The following is a 16,635-nucleotide window of genomic DNA, read 5'->3' as shown; positions in this document are numbered from 1 at the left end:
AGGACCGCTTTCTGGCTCGCGGGGGCTCCCGACCTCCTGGCCCGGTCAGACGAGCCCGTCCGCGGTGTGTCGTCGAGGGAGGGGCATGCGCCTTTCGGTAGTTGTTCCGTGTTTCAACGAGGAGCGCGGGATCGAGCGACTGCATGCCGCACTCGTCGCGGTGTTGCCCGACATCACCGAGGACTTCGAGGTCCTGCTGGTCGACGACGGCAGCCGGGACGGCACGCTGCCGGCGATGCGTCGTGTCTGCGTGAGCGACCCCCGTTTCCGCTACATCGCGCTGAGCCGGAACTTCGGCAAGGAGGCCGCCATGCTGGCCGGCCTCACCCATGCCACCGGTGACGCCGTGGCGATCATGGACGCCGACCTGCAGCACCCGCCGGAGCTGCTCAGCCAGATGATCGAGCTGCTCGGCAGCGGGTACGACCAGGTCATCGCGCGGCGCACGCGGCAGGGCGAGGCGCCGGTCCGCCGCGGTCTCTCCAGGCTCTACTACCGCGTGATCAACAAGGTGGTGGACGTCGAGCTGGAGGACGGGGTCGGCGACTTCCGCGTGCTCTCCCGCCGCGCGGTGCGTGCCCTGCTGTCGCTGGGCGAGTACAACCGGTTCTCCAAGGGCCTGTTCTCCTGGATCGGCTTCGACACCGCGACCGTCGACTACGAGAACGTGCAGCGGGAGCAGGGCGAGAGCAAGTGGACCCTGCGCAAGCTGCTCAACTACGGCATCGACGGGGTCGTCTCCTTCAACAACAAGCCGCTGCGTGCGGCCATCTACCTCGGCGGCCTGGTCACCCTGTTGTCCTTCGCCTATGCCGGCTGGGTGGTGGTGGACTCGCTCGTCTCGGGCGTCGAGGTCCCCGGCTACGCCACCACCATGCTCGGTGTGGCCGGGTTGGGCGGGCTCCAGCTGCTGTTCCTCGGCGTCATCGGGGAGTACCTCGGTCGGATCTACTACGAGACCAAGCGTCGTCCGCACTACCTGGTGAAGGAGAGCAGCAACGGCGTCGACGGGCCGGCCGCGGTGTTGCTCGGGCGCAAGGACGACCTGGTCAGCCGCTTCGAGCGGGAGTTCGACTCCGCGCCGGACGTCGGTGGCCCACAGGTGGTCACCCGTCGCCCCGGGACCAACCTGAACTGGGAAACCTCCGACGGCCCAGGCGCCCCGCTGTTGGGGGAAGGCTCCCACCCGTGACCACGAGCACCACGTCCCGCCTCGCCCGGATGTTCCGGTTCGGGCTGGTGGGAGTCCTCAACACGGGCGTGTACTTCGGCCTCTACCTGCTGCTCCGGCTGGTGGTTCCGTACCTGGTCGCGCACGTCCTCGCCTTCGTGCTGGCGATGGTCGGCTCGTACTTCCTGAACTGCTGGTTCACCTTCCGCATCCGTCCCACGCTGCGGAAGTTCCTGCTGTTCCCGCTGTCCAACCTGACCAACTTCGCGGTGCAGACCGGCGGGCTCTACCTCCTGGTCGACGTCATCGGGATGGACGAGCGCTACGCGCCGCTGCTGGCCGCCGCGGCAGCGATCCCCATCACATTTCTGGTCGCCCAACTGATCCTTACCGACCGTCCCCGCGTCCTGGGAACCGAAGTCGCAACGAGTCCCAGCCGAGAAGTCCGAGAAGTGGAGAAGGCCCCGTGACCGCCGTGTCCGACCCGCCCGCCGTCGAGCCGGTCACCGTCCCGGAGGTCACCTCCCCCACCCGTGGTTCCCGCTGGCGCGGGATCCTCGCCGGGACCGCGGTGTGCGTGCTGGTCGGCCTGCTCGCCCAGGTGCCGGTGCTGTACAACCGCGTCTTCTACTTCTGGGACGACAGCTCGGCCCAGTTCGTGCCCATGTGGCGGGCGCTGGGGCAGGGCATCCTGTCCGGTGGCTGGCCGCCCATGCTCGACCTCGACGCGTGGATGGGCGGCAACCTCGCCGGCGAGGCCATGTTCGGCACCTGGAACCCGGTCAACGCCGCCAACTACGTCCTGGCGGCGAAGATCGACGACCTCGCGGTCACCGCGACGGTCGTGAAGACCGAGTTCCTGGTCCTGCTCGCGCTCGGCGTCTACCTGCTCTGCCGGGAGTACGGCGCCGCGCGCTGGGCGTCCTCGGTGGTCGCCGTGGCGTTGCCGTTCAGCGGCTTCACGCTCTACTTCGAGGCCGCCACCTGGGCCGCCGGCCTGATGTCCTTCGCCTGGGTCCCGTGGGTGTGGTGGGCGGCCCGGCGGATGGCGCGCAACCGGTCCTTCACGCTGCTGCCGTTCGCGCTCGGGGCGCTCGCGATCACCGTCGGCAACCCCTACGGCCTGCTCGGCGTCTGTGTGGTGTTGCTGGCGCTCATGATCGAGTTCGCCGTGCGGCGTCACTGGCGGGCGGTGACACGCCTGTTCGTGCTGGGGCTGACCCTGGGCGGGGTGGCGCTGCTCGTGTTCCTGCCGCTGATGGGCAACGTCGCGGTCAGCTGGCGCACCGAGAGCCGGATCTTCAACGACGACTTCCTCCGGCCCGACCTCAGCGACCTGCTCGGGATGAGCGTCCCCGGCACCGCCGCCCAGATCCGGTCCTGGGCGGGCGGCGCGGTGCGCATGGAGACCCCGGCGATGTACTTCGCCTGGTTCGCCCTGCCGATCCTGGCCTGGGTCGACTGGAAGGCGGTGCGGTGTCGGGCGAAGGCCCTGGTCTCGCCGCTGGTCGTCACCGTCGTGTACCTGATGTGCACGCTCGGCCCGTCCGAGCTGTGGATGTTCCGCTGGCCGCTGCGCCTGATCGAGTATGTCTACCTGCCGCTCGCCGTGCTGCTGGCGGTCCTGCTCGGCAGCGGCCTGCGCACCGACCACCTTCGCCGGCGGATCGCCGCCTGCGGGGCCATCGTGCTGGGCGGCACCTACCTCAGCATCGCCGCCGGGCCGGATCGTGTCCTCCGGTACGTGCTGGGCGCGGCGATCGTCGTGGTCCTGCTCGCGGCCGCGGTGCTGCTGTCCCGCCGGGGCGGTCGTCCAACGGCCGTGGCCCTGCACCTCGGTACGGCCGTGGTGCTGTTCCTGCAGCTCCACTGGTTCCCGGGCAACCTGAGCGTCGCGCAGTTCGGCTTCCCGACCTCGGTCACCCAGCTCCAACAGGACTTCGCGCGGCGGTACCAGGGCACGGTCTTCCAGGTGGCGGACGTGTCCGCCGCGGTCAGCACCGACAAGGAGCGGAGCTGGCGGTACGTGCTCTTGGGCAACATGTACCGGGCGGCGGGCGTGGCCAGCACCACGTCCTACACGGGCATGGGGAACAAGACCTTCTCCGCGACGCTGTGCATGAACCACCTCGGCTCCACCTGCCCGGAGGCGTACCAGGTGATGAGCCGGCCGACCGAGCTCGGCCCCTCGCTCTTCGACCTCATGCGGGTGGAGACGATCGTGGTGCAGCGGGCGCTGGTCGACGATCCGAAGCCGCCCGCCGGCTTCATGGTCACCGAACGCAACGACCTCGTCACGGTGCTGCACCGCACGGCTCCGCTACCGTGGCCGGAGGGACGGCTCTCGCAGGCGTCGCCGAACCTGCGGGTCACCGCGGACGCCAGGGACCACCAGCGGGCCGAGGTACTGCAGATCGAGCGCTCCGGACCGGGGCGGGGCACGCTGGCGTTCGCCCGGCTGGCCTGGCCCGGCTACCGGGCCGAGATCGCCGGGCGCGAGCTGCCGGTGCGGTCCGGCCCGGCCGGGCTGCTGGTGGTGGACGTGCCACCGGACGTGGCCGGGGGTGAGGTCCGGCTGCGCTGGATCCCGCCGGGGCTGGGCGTGGGGCTGCTCGCGCTCGGGGTGTCCGCCCTGGTCGCGGCGGGTGTGTCCGCCTTCCAACTGCGTGCCCGCCGGCACGGCACCCGGATCGAGGAGGAGAAATGACGTCGGTACCCTGGCGCCCCGTGAGCGTCGCGGGCTACGACCTGATCGTTGTCGGCTCCGGGTTCTTCGGCCTGACGGTCGCCGAACGGGCAGCCACCCAACTCGACAAGCGCGTCCTGGTGCTGGAGCGGCGCCCCCACATCGGTGGGAACGCGTACTCCGAGCCCGAGCCGGAGACCGGCATCGAGGTGCACAAGTACGGTGCGCACCTCTTCCACACCTCGAACAAGCGGGTGTGGGACTACGTGAACCAGTTCACCGAGTTCACGAACTACCAGCACCGGGTCTTCACGATCCACCATGGCCAGGTCTACCCGATGCCGATGAACCTGGCACAGATCTGCCAGATCGTCGGCCGCTACCTGACCCCGGACGAGGCCCGGGCCTGGGTGGCCGAGCACGCCGCCGAGGTGGACACCGCGAGTGCGACCAACCTCGAGGAGAAGGCGATCTCGTTGGTCGGCCGGCCGCTCTACGAGGCGTTCATCCGGGACTACACCGCGAAGCAGTGGCAGACCGACCCCAGGGAGCTGCCCGCCTCGACCATCGCCCGCCTGCCGGTGCGCTACAACTTCGACAACCGGTACTTCAACGACACCTACGAGGGCCTCCCGGTCGACGGCTACACCGCCTGGCTGGAGCGGATGGCCGACCACCCCAACATCGAGGTGCGGCTCAACGTCGACTTCTTCGACGCGCGCGAGGACCTCCCGGCCGGCACCCCGGTGGTCTATACCGGACCGCTGGACCGTTACTTCGGCTACTGCGAGGGCGAGCTGGGCTGGCGCACCCTGGACTTCGAGTCCGAGGTCGTGCCCACCGGTGACTTCCAGGGCACCTCGGTGATGAACTACGCCGACGCGGAGGTCCCCTACACCCGCATCCACGAGTTCCGGCACTTCCACCCCGAGCGGGCCGACCGCTACCCGCGGGACAAGACGGTGATCGTCAAGGAGTACTCGCGGTTCGCCGAGGCCGACGACGAGCCGTACTACCCGATCAACACCGCCGAGGACCGGGCGAAGCTGGAGCGTTACCGGGAACTGGCCCGCAAGGAAACCGCCACCAACAACGTGTTGTTCGGCGGTCGGCTGGGCACCTACAAGTATCTTGACATGCATATGGCGATCGGGTCGGCGTTGACGATGTTCGACAACAAGATCGCCCCCTACTTCACCGAGGGCCGCGCGCTCGACGGATCGTTGGAGGACTGAGAGGTGACCCAGCAGGCCGGCAAGACACCGCCGTCGACGGCCGAGGCCGCGCCGGACAGCAAGCTCAGCGATGTGGCCTCGGCCCGGGTTGCCGCCCGCGGGGTGGTCGTCCCGGCGAACCGCGTCCTGCAGCGAGTCATCCTGCCGCGGGACGAGGACCCGCTGGACGTCCGGCCGCTGTACCTCGACGAGCCGCAGAACGTGCACAGCCACGTCGGCTCCCGCCGGGCGATCACGGTGCCGCCCTCGGCCCGGGTGTCCTTCGCCTCCTACTTCAACGCCTTCCCCGCCAGCTACTGGAAGCGCTGGACCAAGATCGAGGAAGTCGTGCTGCGGCTGGCGGTGCGAGGCGCCGGCCGGGTCGACGTCTACCGCTCCAAGCCCAACGGTGACATCGTTCACCTGCACGGCAAGGCGGTGCGCAGCGTCAAGAGCTGGAGCAGCCTGGAGTTCCGGGTGGCGCTGGCGCCGTTCGAGGACGGCGGCTGGATCTGGTTCGACGCCTTCACCGACGACAGCCAGCTGGAGATCAAGGAAGCGGCCTGGACCACCGACCAGGACCTGCCCGAGCAGAAGCTGTCGGTCGGCATCTGCACCTTCAACCGGCCCGCCGACTGCGTCACCGTGCTGGCCGCGCTGGCCGAGGATCCGGCCGTGCTGGACGTGGTGGCCAAGGTCTTCGTGGTCGACCAGGGCAACCGCAGGGTGCGCGACCAGGAGGGGTTCAACGCCACCGCCCGCAAGCTCGGCACCCGGCTCGAGGTTCTCGAGCAGGAGAACATGGGCGGCTCCGGCGGCTTCACCCGCGCCCTCTACGAGGGTTTCGAGAAGACCGACACCGAGCAGATCGTGCTGCTCGACGACGACATCCGGCTGGAGCCGGAGAGCCTGCTGCGGGCCAACGCGTTCGCCCGCTCGCTCGCGCAGCCGGTGATCGTCGGCAGCCAGATGCTCAACCTGCAGGCGCGGTCGCGGCTGCACAGCATGGGTGAGGTCGTCGACCTGTCCAGCTGCATGTGGCGGGCAGCCCCGGGGGCGGTCACCGACCACGACTTCAGCGAGGAGACGCTGCGGGAGACCGAGGAACTGCACGCCCGCATCAACGCCACCTACAACGGGTGGTGGATGTGTCTGTTCCCGCGCGAGGTGGTGCGCCGCTCCGGCCTGCCGCTGCCGTTGTTCATCAAGTGGGACGACTCCGAGTACTCGTTGCGGGCGCTGGAGAACGGCTTCCCGACGGTCACCCTGCCCGGCTCGGCGGTGTGGCACATGCCGTGGACGGACAAGGACGACGCCACCGACTGGACGGCGTACTTCCACGTCCGCAACCGGCTGATCATGGCCGCGCTGCACAGCCCCTACGACGTGCGGGCGACCCTGCTGAAGCAGGGCCTAAAGCTGTCGCTGCGGCACCTGCTGTCGATGGAGTACTCCACGGTCGCGGTGCAGCAGAAGGCGATCGAGGACTTCCTGGCCGGGCCGGAACGGCTGTTCGAGTCGCTGCGCAGCGCCCTGCCGGAGGTGCAGAAGCTGCGCAAGAACTACGCCGACGCGCAGATCCTGCCCTCGGCACGGGAGTTCCCACCGCCGACCTTCGACATGGTGCGCGCCGAGCGGCTGCTCAGGCCGCCGGTGAACCCGGCGGTGATCGCGGCTCGCGCGTCGAAGGCGTTGCTGCACAACCTGAGTGACCCGGAGCCGAGCGCGGCGGACCGCCCGCAGATCAACATCCCGGCGACCAACGCGCGCTGGTTCCTGTTGGGCAACCTGGACAGCGCGACCGTGTCGAACGCGGACGGCAGTGGCGTGGCGTTCCGTCGCCGCGACCCGAAGGTGTTCCGTCAGCTCGCGGCCAGGGCGGTGCGGAACTACCGGCGCCTGGTCAAGGAGTGGCCGCGGCTGAAGGAGCAGTACCGGGCGGCCCTGCCGGAGCTGTCCTCGGTGGAGTCCTGGCGCAAGGTGTTCGAGAACGACTGATCTGTTGGTCTGAAACGCCTTTGTGGAGCTGACGCGCAGGTGCTGCGCGGTGGACGTGCGGTGCTCGTACACCGGTACCCGGTTGGCAACCACGAGTTCCGTCACCGGCGACACGTAGCGGCGATCGCTCGTGGTCGCCTCCGGTGGGCGCTGTCCTCGTGTTCTCTGTGACACGTCGTGGCACGGCGCGATCAGCCGCTGTGCGGTTGCCGGATCTTGTTGCCGGGCCTGAGCTTCTGCCGCCTGCTCCGTGGGTTCACGCGGCCGGTCGTGGTCCGTGTTTCATCGGTTGTAGCCGACGGTTCCCTTGGGCACGCCTTCGGTCGTGATGTAGGCGGCGACGACGTGCGCGAAGTTGACCGCCATCGCGGTGCCGTCCGCGCCGGTGACGTTCTGCGTGACCCCGCTCCGGAGGTACTGGCTCAGCCGGGGCTCCGCCTCGGCGGCGCCCTCCGGGGACAACGCGAGCCAGATCTCCCCGCCGCCCACCACGTACAACACCAGGGCTTGCTTCGAAGTACTCATGTGCCCACGGGATCACGCCGAGCGTGCCCGGCGGAAGGGTTTTCGCCGCCGGCTGAGGGGCTTCCGCCCAGGGCTGAACCCGGCCAGCGGCCGGCCCGGCTCGGTGGCCGGGCGGCGGGTCAGTCCAGCAGCGACCAGGCGGTGGTGCAGCTCGCCGAGACCGTGACCAGCTGCGGCTCCAGGTTCAGGTTGCTGACGTCCACGGACTCCTGGTGGGCGCGCGGCGCGGCGGCGGCCATCGGGGCGAAGCCGCCCCCGCCCTCGTAGCCGTCGCTCAGCCGGAGAAGAGGGCCGAGGCGGGTGCCGAGCGCGTCGGCGTAGCCCTCGGCACGGCGGCGTGCGTCCGCCACCGCCTCGCGCTGGGCGTCGCGGACGGCGTCGGCGTCGTCGGACAGCTCCCAGTCGGGGCCGTTGAAACTTGCTGGTTCGGCCGTGAGCAGCCGGCTGACCAGGTCCGCCAGCACCGTCAGGTCGGAGACCCGCAGCACGTAGTGCTGCTCGGCGCGGGCGCCGACCATGCGTCGGCGTTGCCAGTTCTCGAAAACGGACAGGTGCCGGGAGCGCACCTCCACCGCGCTGGTGTCGAGCAGGGTCTCGACATCGGCGAGCCGGGCGTTGAGGGCGTTCACCGCCTCGGCACGGGTGTTGCCGGTCGCGGCGAAGCTCACCCACAGCCGCGCGCGGTCCGCAATGCGTTCTACTTCGCCGGATCCCTTGGTCACGACTTCAGCCATATTGCCAGCCAACTCTGATCGTGAAGTGCCCGCAACCGTCCTGAACCGATCGGCGGCAGGCGCGGAGAAGAGGCTGAGCGATCACCGGTCTCATTGGCGGTGGCGGATTTGCGCCGGTTGTGCGTCCTGTCCCCGACAGACGGTCGATCGGAGTTCGGGGATTTCGGGGTGGGGCGGTGATCGCTGCTGCTCGTGCGCCGAACATGCACCGTCGAGCGGTTCCGAGTTCGGTGCCTGCTTCTGGGGAGCAAGCGGGATGCTCGGCTGATTCCCCTTCGGTGAGAACGTGTCTGGACAGTGCGCCGCGATGAGGGTCCCAGCCAACTGATCTTGGTCCGCGGTGCGCGGGTGCGCCGCGGACGACAGATCGGACGAGCGGTCGGGCCGCCTTCCCCGATGGCTGCACATCGACAACGTCACGGGCACTACACCGCCCTCGGCGGCCCTACCTGCCAGCTGCCTCCGCACCGGACAGAACACCTGGGACTCCCCATGGGCGGAGCGCGGATGTGCTGGCCCCGCCGTGGGGCTGGCCCGTCTCTCAACTGGCCTGCGGTGCCTCTTCTCCCCGCAGCGGTTTTCTCGGCTCACGATGTTGCCGGCTGCTACCGCCCCGTCCGTCCCAGCAACGAGCCTGGATGCGTTTGAGTCGATCAGTAGTGCCGCACGCTGTGCACGCTCTGTCGCGGCACGTTCACCCGAGCACCTTTCCCGACGTTACCGCCTGTTCGTCAAATCACAGGTTTGACCGAAAGACAGCCGGGGTTTCCTGGTAGATCGCCGATGAATCGTCGGTCTGTGCCCCAGCTCACCGAAGAATCGGGTGCAAGCACTCGTTTCGATGTTGCATACTGGTGGAGCACCACGAGACAGGTGGACATCCCAACGCCAAGGGGGCGAAAGAACCCGATGAACCTGGCCGCGAAGCTTCGTGCCCGCCGCGCCAAGTCCCGGACCCGCCGCGCAGTCGCGCGTGCCATCGACTCCGCCGCCACGCCGGCGCTGCGGCACGAACTGATGGTGATCGCGCAGCAGCAGGTGAACTCCCTCCGCTGAGGAAGGTTCGCCGCGATGGCCGCCCACCCTCGACCGGGCATGCCCTCGCCGTCGCGGCACCCGCGGAGGCTCGAGCGGCCTCGGTGCACCTCCCGCGCACCGAGGCCGCTCTCCTTTCTTGGTGTGCTCGATGTGGTGAAAGTTGAAAACCGTGCGTTGTCGCTCGCGCGGCAGTGACCTGGGTCACAAACCCCTTCGGGTGTAACGCAAAAGAGTGGCGGAGCGATGTTCCTAGCGACCCCGCGGTGCTGTCGGACCCCCGACCTGGCAGCACCGCGGGGTATCCCATTTCTCGGGGACGGTAAGGATCGCCGAACGTGTTCGAGTTCGGCCGACGTTTTTGATCTCGCTGCCGGCCGTCGGCACATCGGGCGGTAATTGATCATTTCGCCCTGCTCGGCGGCAAGCTTGCGGCTGATACGGCCTGGTCGAGCGGAATTGCCGGACGGTCCGCATACGAAACGGCCGGGCACGTCTCACCCGCACCCGGCCGTTCCCACCACGCATCAGCCCAGGTCGAGCACCTTGGGCTTGGTCTTGTTGTCGGCGTGGTCCAGGCCCACCGCGCAGTACCGCCACGGCGCCTCGGACTTCTTCAGGTACGTCGGGATCCGGAAGTAGGGCCGGTAGCCCTCGGGGTCGGCGCAGTCGGTCTTGTCGCGCGGGCCGTACTTGATCTCGTAGCCGGTGATCTCCCACGGCCGGAAGATCGGGTCCACGCGCCAGCCCTCATCCATCTCCCACACATCCAGCTTGGTCTCCACGGTGGGCGGAGTGTCATCGACGCGCAGCCCGTCCATCGAGGCGAACCGGTGCGGCTGCCAGCCCTCGCCGTACTTCGGGGACGGACCGGCAACGACGCACAGCACGTAGAAGTTCTCCCGCTGCGGCACCGGGTCGTCGAACACCGGTCGGTCCTGCAGCGAGAAGACCTTCCCGTAGCCCTTGGGGTCGGCGCAGCTCCCGGCGCCGAACGGGATCACCTTCGCCTGCGCGTGCGTGAAGCCCTTGCCGTCCAGCTCGGTCTTCCAGCGCGCCGGAGCCAGACCGCCGTCCTGCTGCGGCACCTTCGACTTGGTGGCAAGGGTGTAGTCGGTGGTGGTGATCCGCTGGCCGGGGTCGAGCTGGCACCTGGGCGCACGCAGGTCGAAGCTGCCGCCGACGAAGCAGCCCGCGAACGGGGCGACGCGAATCGCGTAGGACATGCCCTCCTTGGCCACCACGCCGTCCGGCTTGGCCTCACACGGCCGGCCGAGCATGCACTCGCCGAGGTAGCCGCGCTCCACGGTCGTGTTGACCAGGGCGACGATGCGGTCCTTGTCGGCGCGCACCATCGGCGACCCGGACGAACCCCCCTTGATGCCCTTGCAGTTGTTCGGCAACGAGTCGTGCCACAACCACTGGCCCTCGGCGACGTTCGTGGGGGCGCCGACCTGACACTTGGAGTACCGCAGGTAGGTCTCGCCCGGCGGGGTGCCGTTCAGCGGGGCGTGCACCAGCTCGACCGGGGAACCGGACTTGGGCGTTTCGGCGTCCAGCCGCATCGGCTCGACGTCGATCTTGGCGAGCTCGCCGTAGGTGGTGTCGAGTTCGATGACCGCGACGTCGACCGACTTCATGGTGGCGTACCTGACCTGCTTGACGCCGAAGGTGCGGTGCTCGTCCTTGGTGTCGATGAAGTACGCCGGGGTGAAGCGCCAGTTGGCGCGGCCTTCCTCGGCTGAGGAGTCGACGCGCACCTCGTTGGTGCCCATGCTGTCGGACACGCAGTGGCCGTTCGTGACGATCAACGCCTTCGCGTCCGCGCGCACCTTCCCCTCGCCGGCGACGACGGTCGCCGTGCAGTGGACGCCGTTCGGGTTGACCAGCCGGCCGGTGGCGTGGAACCGGGCGGCCACCGGGTCGGTCGAGTACAGCAGCGGCGCGTGCTCACCCTGCTCGGCATGGGCCGGGGTTGCCAGCCCGAGCAGTCCGCCGACCAGCGCTGTTGCCGCGACCAGGGCACTACTGCGCGCGCGGTGCGCACGCTGGGTGTGACTCATGTTCTCCCCTCGATCAACGGGACCGCCGTGCGTGGGCGGCCCGTCCCCTGCGCGGTCGCTACGGGTTTGCGACCGCGGTGCCACAGGGCACCGGTTGATCTACGAGTGGGGGAACTCGAACCTCACCCGGAGGTGTTGGAGGACACACGTTCCGTGACCGGGGTGGCCAGGATCGCGCGGCGCATCCCTGCCACGATCACCTACGGTGGAAGCACCGGATGTTCATGGAAGCGGGGTAGCCGAGTTTTGAACGACCTGGTATTCGGCGCGATCAATGGGCTGGCGGGCGAAAGCCCCGCGCTGGACGCGGTCATGCGGTTCGCCGCCGGGCCGCTGATCTACGTGTTGTTCGTGGTCGGGGCGGCGGTGACCGTGCTGGCCATGCGGGGCCGGAACCGGGTCGAGAACCTGTGGCTGGCCGGGCAGGTTGCCGCCGCGCTGGCGCTGGGCTTCGCCATCAACCGGGTGCTGCGCTGGATGGACCTGTCGCAGCGGCCGTTCCAGACCCGGCCGGTGCACCAGCTCATGGCGCACGCGCCCGGGACCTCGCTGCCCAGCAACCACGCCACCGCCGCGCTGACGGTGGTGCTGGTGGTCGGCCTCTTCGCGTCCGCGGCGTGGGGCCTGGCGCTGGCCGTGCCGGCGCTGCTGATCGCGGTGTCCCGTGTCTTCGTCGGGGTGCACTGGCCCGCCGACATCCTTGTCGGGGGGCTTGTCGGCCTGGTTGCCGTGTTTGTCGTCCGGTGGGGGGCCGGGAAGCTGCGTGAGCGGTACGCGAACTCGTCCGACTCGTCCGATGACCAGAGCCCGCCGGGAAAAGGCCCTGACCAGGACGCCACCGTCGTCCTGCCCCGGGTGAGCTGACCTGTTCGGAAAGTGGTGCGGACCACAACCGCGGTTGATCTCCCTGCCTTCGTACGCGGTTCGGCTGTGCGGGGCCTGAGTGGCTCCGGAAACCGGCATCACGGACATTGGCGGGCAGCGGGCGGCCGAGCACACTGATGGCCTTCGCTCCGTGGCACCGAATGCAGGCCGGCCTCCCCGGCGGGCGCTACCAATTGGGTTCCGCAGTTTCCGATGTTGCCGGCAGCCCGATTCGGTGGCAAGCCGTCGAAGACGAGTGCACTGCTTGTCCGTGGTGCTGGTGGCTGTTCACGGCCACCAGCACCACGAAGGCCGGGCGGCCGACGAGTGGTTCGGGCTGAGGGACCCGATCCGAGGTCAGCGACCGCTCGGCAACTCAGTCCTCGAGAAGGAAATCGCGGAGCAGGGTGGCGAACTCGTCCGGCCGCTCCGCCATCACCGTGTGCCCGGTGTCCAGCTCCTCGTACCGGCTGCCGGGGATGCCCTTGTGCAGGTCCCTGCTGTGCTCCACCGGCACCATCTGGTCCTGGCCCAGGCCGATCACCAGCGTCGGCACGGTGACCAGGTGAACCCGGTCCCGGATGTCCGCCCGCAGCGCGAGGTCGATATGCCGTCCGGTGCCGGGCGCCGGCGCCGCGCTCGCCAGCGAACGCGCCAACCCAGCGTGCCCGAGCCGGTCGAGGTACGCCGCGCTGAACCCGGTCAGGTGCTGGAGCCGGACGAACAGACTGCGGTCGTTCTCCCACAGCTGCCGCCACAGCAGGAAGTTGAGCTGCTGGCGTGGGTCGTCATGGCGCACCCAGCCACCCACCAGGACGAGCCGTCGCACGAGCTCTGGATGCTTCGCCGCCGCGGCGGCGGCGACCACCGCCCCGAGCGAGAAACCCACCAGATCGACCGGGCCAGCCGTACCGGCCTGCCCCACAGCCGCGACCTGTTCGACGAGCATGTCGAGGGTGAGCGGCCCGCCACCGTCGGTCGTGTTCCCGCTGCCGGAGAGGTTCGGTGTCATCACGGTGCGCTGGTCGCTGAACCTGTCGACCAGGTGGCTCCAGTTGCTCTCCGCGTCACCGCTGGCGCCGTGCACGAGCACGAGACCAGGCCCCTCACCCGTGACGCCGTACTGCACTGTGCTGCCAGGAAGCCGGACGGATGGCATATCTCATTCCCCAGGTCGGATTCGACTACTCAGAATCTGCAACGCGTAGGCGGCGGCTCGCCGACCGCGCGTGGCAGGTGGAGCGCGATCTCGCCGCGCGCCGGCGTGTTCTCGTAGAGCGAGAGGACGCAGAACTCGAAGCCCAGGCGCTGGTACGCCCGGATCGCGGGCACGTTCACGTTGCTGGTTTCCAGCCAGAGGTGCGTGGCCCCCACCTCCCCAGCCCGAGCCAACACACGGTCGACCATCGCCCGCGCGACGCCCTGCCGCCTCCGCACGGAGTCCACGAAAACCTCCTCGACCACCAGCCGCCGGTTCCAGCGCTGGTAGCTGGTCGCGAGGAAGCCGACCACCGCGCGATCGACGACGGCGACCACCGCGTGGTCCCGTCCCGGGCTGGCGAAGTCGAACGGATACTCCCTGGTGACCCGCCGGGGTGTCTCCCGGAGTACGAAAGCGCCGTCTACGTACCGGACGTCGAAGACGGTTTCGGTGCTGAACTCGCGGTTCACCCGAAGGACGGCGTCGCAGTCCCGGGACAGGTCCACGTCCCGCACCAACATCGGTTCCCCCTCCGGCGCTCCCGGTGCCCCGAACGTCTCAACCACCGGACCCGCCAGATGTTCCCGACGTAACCGCCAGATCCGCTGTCCGAGCGCTTCCATGACCACGAACGTCTGACGATGCGCCCCGCTCCCTCGTCTCGAAACACGTTCTTGTGCACCCTGGCCTGCATGACCGGACCGGAGCACTACCGCATTGCCGAGAAGCTGTTGAACCGAGCTGAGGAAGGAGAGGAGACGCCACACCTGATCCAGCTGGCACAGGTACACGCGACCCTTGCGCTGGCCGCGGCGGCCGGCTTGAACGACGCCAAGAACGGGCTGCCGGGCGCGGACGGCGGAAGCTGGCGAAAGATTGCTGGGGAGCGCCGTGGCGCCGGAGCGCCGAGTCAGGCCACTCCGAGCACGACCGTCCCGGTTGAGGCGTCAACGCCCGTCTGATCCAGCCGAGCCCACCCGAGGCCCGCGTCTCGGGCGGCGGAATGCGGTCGCGCGGACGTGGTGTTGTCCGGTGGGGTGACCGCGTCGACGCGTCGTGCCGGGTCCGCGTGCCCGGACCGCGCCCTCACTGGTGGGCCGCGGCTGGTTGAACACCGGTGGCCGGAAGATCGGTCTTGCCGACCTGCGCGGCAAGGTCATACTGCTCGACTTCTGGATCTTCTGCCGCGAGGAGCGTCAACCTCTGCGTCAACCTCGCACAATGCAGGTTGACCAGGTATGCGTTCGGGGCGTTGTCCGGGCTACCCGATGGCCGGAAGCTCATGCTCGCGTCTGGTGGACTGCCGGTCCTGCGTGCCTACCGCGGCAGGTCTCGCGAGATCTCCCCGTGAGTGCCGGTGAAGAGCGTTTGGTCTACGGGGAGTCCATGCGCGTCATCGTCTTGGCGGCGATCGACCGGGGATGTGCGTGCTGGGAGGCTTGGCCCAGAACAACACCCATGTCGCCAACCAGCAACATCGTCGTGGGTGCGCGGGCCTGAGGCAGGCCAAGGCAAATGATGTCCGGTCGCCCGCCCGGGGAGGGTTTCCATGGCCAACAGTGAGGGAATTCGGGAGGTTCGGCGCCGGGTGCGTGCCGACGCCGAACCTCCCTTCCGCGCGCGTGGCCGTCGACGGTCAGCGCGGTGAAGGTCGCTGGACCGGGCAGCAGGAAGTTGCTTCATGCCCGACAGGTTGGAGCGAGACTTGGGCCTCACGAGTCTCGGACTCAGAGACAGACAGGCGAGGTGAGCAGTCGCCAACCACCGGCGATCTTCAACATCTTCTGGATTCGGGTGCCAGCGATGAAGCTTGGCACCCAGTCCGGGCTGACGACGAGGTGGGTCAGGTTGCCAGCCGCTTTCAGGTCGGTGACCCGGACCGGGCTTCCCGAGTCGCCGAAGATGGCCGCACCATCCCAGCCGTAGGCGTCGTCGTTCCACGTCAAGGCCACGCCCGGCCGAGGTGTGCCACCGGTGCCGATGGCCAGTCCGTGGCCGTAGTGCGCCACTGTTTCAGGCCCGGAACCATCGTACTGGCCGCACGGGCCACCGATGACGGCGGTGGTGGGACTTACCCAGGACTGAAGTTCGGGTCGGATCCCAACGAGGGCGAAGTCATCCCCTATCCCGCCATCGTGTGTTACGACGACCTTGCCGATCTCCACCAGCACCGGGTTACCGCCGCCCGGCGCCAGAGTCAGGAGTACGACCTCGTCCCCGACCTTGTCGACGCAATGCCCGGCAGTGCCGATCCCGAACCGGCCACCCTTTGTGAAAACGAAGTTCATCGTGCACCCGGCGGGTGAGATCATCCAGCTACCCGGCCGGATGCCCACCTCGCTGGGCAGGGGCGCGTCCGTGGGCGCGGGCACCGGCTGGCCCGCCGCATCGTCCACTTGCTCCTGCAGCTCCGCGGTGTACCAGTCGGGGCGCTTGCCGTGCAGCGGAATGGCGTAGCCGTCCCCGTGTGGTACAGCATCCGATGCACCGGAGAGGTCCACCTCTCTCGGATCTTCTCCGACCTCGAATGTGGGCGTCGTGACAGCCGCGGGTGCCAGCGGGCTCACGATGAGGGTTGTGAGGACCACCAGAGCTGAAACGAGGAAGCCGCTTTTCGGGTTCTTTCTCAATACCGGTCTCCTTCGAGAACGCCCAACATGAGTGATGGTGCAGGTGTCGAAGCCGGAAGTGGCCGGAATTGGCCTCGTCTTGGTGGCGAGTACGAAACCAAGCCCAGGAGACTGGATGGTGGACCTGCGGTGCAAGAGACTCTACCCGATCAGGCGTCGATGATCTTCGATTGCTTCCCGTTTTGAGAAGCGGGTGATAGGTTGGCTCTTTTCCGCATATTGTTGTTCGCTGCCCTCGGGGGCTGCCGCGGAGACGGGGTCTACGCGGATGGCTCCGATCTCCGCCGTGGCCGGTCCCGACCCTCTCGCCATGTGGGAGTGAACGCGCGACGCCGGTCTGCTATGTGTGGTAGCGGGTTTCCGTTGATGCGGTACATCACCCGTTGCCCGAGGCGGTCGGTGTGCGGAGCACGTTCGCGTGAGCTGAACCCGAGGAACCCAGCGCCGGACGTCCCCGGGTCAGCAATCGTGGTGATGCCGTTGAACCACAACAAGTCCCGCAAGACGTGCATCC

The 16,635-nt window shown here is 68.6% G+C and carries 14 protein-coding genes; 8 read left to right on the top strand and 6 right to left on the bottom strand.

Annotated features, from left to right (window positions below; genetic code table 11):
• Positions 1 to 85: 85 nt before the first annotated feature.
• Genes IEY55_RS09045 through IEY55_RS09025 form a run of 5 tightly spaced genes read left to right on the top strand, consistent with a single transcriptional unit; the run spans position 86 to position 7,069 of the window.
• Positions 86 to 1,192, top strand: a complete 1,107-nt coding sequence (locus IEY55_RS09045; RefSeq protein ID WP_189055954.1) for a glycosyltransferase family 2 protein — start codon at positions 86 to 88, stop codon at positions 1,190 to 1,192.
• A complete protein-coding gene (locus IEY55_RS09040) occupies positions 1,189 to 1,641 on the top strand; it encodes a GtrA family protein (RefSeq protein ID WP_229686205.1) in 453 nt (150 codons plus the stop codon). The genes IEY55_RS09045 and IEY55_RS09040 overlap by 4 nt, the downstream gene beginning before the upstream one ends.
• Entirely contained in the window at positions 1,638 to 3,878 is a 2,241-nt protein-coding gene (locus IEY55_RS09035; protein WP_189055952.1) for a putative glycosyltransferase family protein, read from the top strand. Before IEY55_RS09040 ends, IEY55_RS09035 begins: the two co-directional genes overlap by 4 nt.
• Before the next feature lie 20 nt (positions 3,879 to 3,898).
• Positions 3,899 to 5,092: a UDP-galactopyranose mutase gene (gene glf / locus IEY55_RS09030; protein ID WP_229686204.1), complete on the top strand. Its 1,194-nt coding sequence runs from the start codon at positions 3,899 to 3,901 to the stop codon at positions 5,090 to 5,092.
• A gap of 3 nt (positions 5,093 to 5,095) precedes the next feature.
• Positions 5,096 to 7,069 carry a glycosyltransferase gene (locus tag IEY55_RS09025; RefSeq protein WP_308424737.1) on the top strand — a complete coding sequence of 658 codons (1,974 nt, stop codon included), beginning with the start codon at positions 5,096 to 5,098 and terminating at the stop codon, positions 7,067 to 7,069.
• Positions 7,070 to 7,351: 282 nt separating this feature from the next.
• On the opposite strand, the gene IEY55_RS09020 is transcribed toward IEY55_RS09025, so the two are convergent.
• Positions 7,352 to 7,594: a hypothetical protein gene (locus tag IEY55_RS09020; protein ID WP_189055948.1), complete on the bottom strand. Its 243-nt coding sequence runs from the start codon at positions 7,592 to 7,594 to the stop codon at positions 7,352 to 7,354.
• 119 nt (positions 7,595 to 7,713) lie between these two features.
• Positions 7,714 to 8,328, bottom strand: coding sequence for an SIMPL domain-containing protein (locus IEY55_RS09015; protein WP_189055946.1), 615 nt, complete (start codon positions 8,326 to 8,328; stop codon positions 7,714 to 7,716).
• 909 nt (positions 8,329 to 9,237) lie between these two features.
• Here IEY55_RS09015 and IEY55_RS09010 point away from each other — a divergent pair.
• A complete protein-coding gene (locus IEY55_RS09010) occupies positions 9,238 to 9,384 on the top strand; it encodes a hypothetical protein (protein ID WP_189055944.1) in 147 nt (48 codons plus the stop codon).
• Positions 9,385 to 9,890: 506 nt separating this feature from the next.
• Here the strand turns inward: IEY55_RS09010 and IEY55_RS09005 are convergent.
• Positions 9,891 to 11,426, bottom strand: coding sequence for a trypsin-like serine peptidase (locus IEY55_RS09005; protein WP_189055943.1), 1,536 nt, complete (start codon positions 11,424 to 11,426; stop codon positions 9,891 to 9,893).
• A 246-nt stretch (positions 11,427 to 11,672) separates the two neighbouring features.
• Here IEY55_RS09005 and IEY55_RS09000 point away from each other — a divergent pair, with 246 nt between their 5' ends.
• A complete protein-coding gene (locus IEY55_RS09000) occupies positions 11,673 to 12,290 on the top strand; it encodes a phosphatase PAP2 family protein (protein WP_189055941.1) in 618 nt (205 codons plus the stop codon).
• A 376-nt stretch (positions 12,291 to 12,666) separates the two neighbouring features.
• Here IEY55_RS09000 and IEY55_RS08995 read toward each other — a convergent pair whose 3' ends face one another.
• The gene (locus tag IEY55_RS08995) at positions 12,667 to 13,449 is read right to left on the bottom strand and encodes an alpha/beta fold hydrolase (RefSeq protein WP_189055938.1); all 783 of its coding nucleotides are present in this window, start codon (positions 13,447 to 13,449) and stop codon (positions 12,667 to 12,669) included.
• Between the two features lie 29 nt (positions 13,450 to 13,478).
• Positions 13,479 to 14,114, bottom strand: a complete 636-nt coding sequence (locus tag IEY55_RS08990) for a GNAT family N-acetyltransferase (RefSeq protein WP_189055936.1) — start codon at positions 14,112 to 14,114, stop codon at positions 13,479 to 13,481.
• A gap of 69 nt (positions 14,115 to 14,183) precedes the next feature.
• Between IEY55_RS08990 and IEY55_RS08985 the strand changes: the two genes are divergently transcribed.
• Entirely contained in the window at positions 14,184 to 14,453 is a 270-nt protein-coding gene (locus IEY55_RS08985; RefSeq protein ID WP_189055934.1) for a hypothetical protein, read from the top strand.
• 765 nt (positions 14,454 to 15,218) lie between these two features.
• Here the strand turns inward: IEY55_RS08985 and IEY55_RS08980 are convergent.
• Positions 15,219 to 16,058 (bottom strand): hypothetical protein, encoded by an 840-nt coding sequence (locus tag IEY55_RS08980; RefSeq protein ID WP_189055932.1) that lies wholly within the window; start codon positions 16,056 to 16,058, stop codon positions 15,219 to 15,221.
• Positions 16,059 to 16,635: the final 577 nt, after the last annotated feature.

The organism is Longimycelium tulufanense, from assembly GCF_014645795.1.
In the GTDB taxonomy this organism is placed as follows: Bacteria; Actinomycetota; Actinomycetes; order Mycobacteriales; family Pseudonocardiaceae; genus Longimycelium; species Longimycelium tulufanense.
This window is presented reverse-complemented; position numbering and strand designations above follow the sequence as displayed.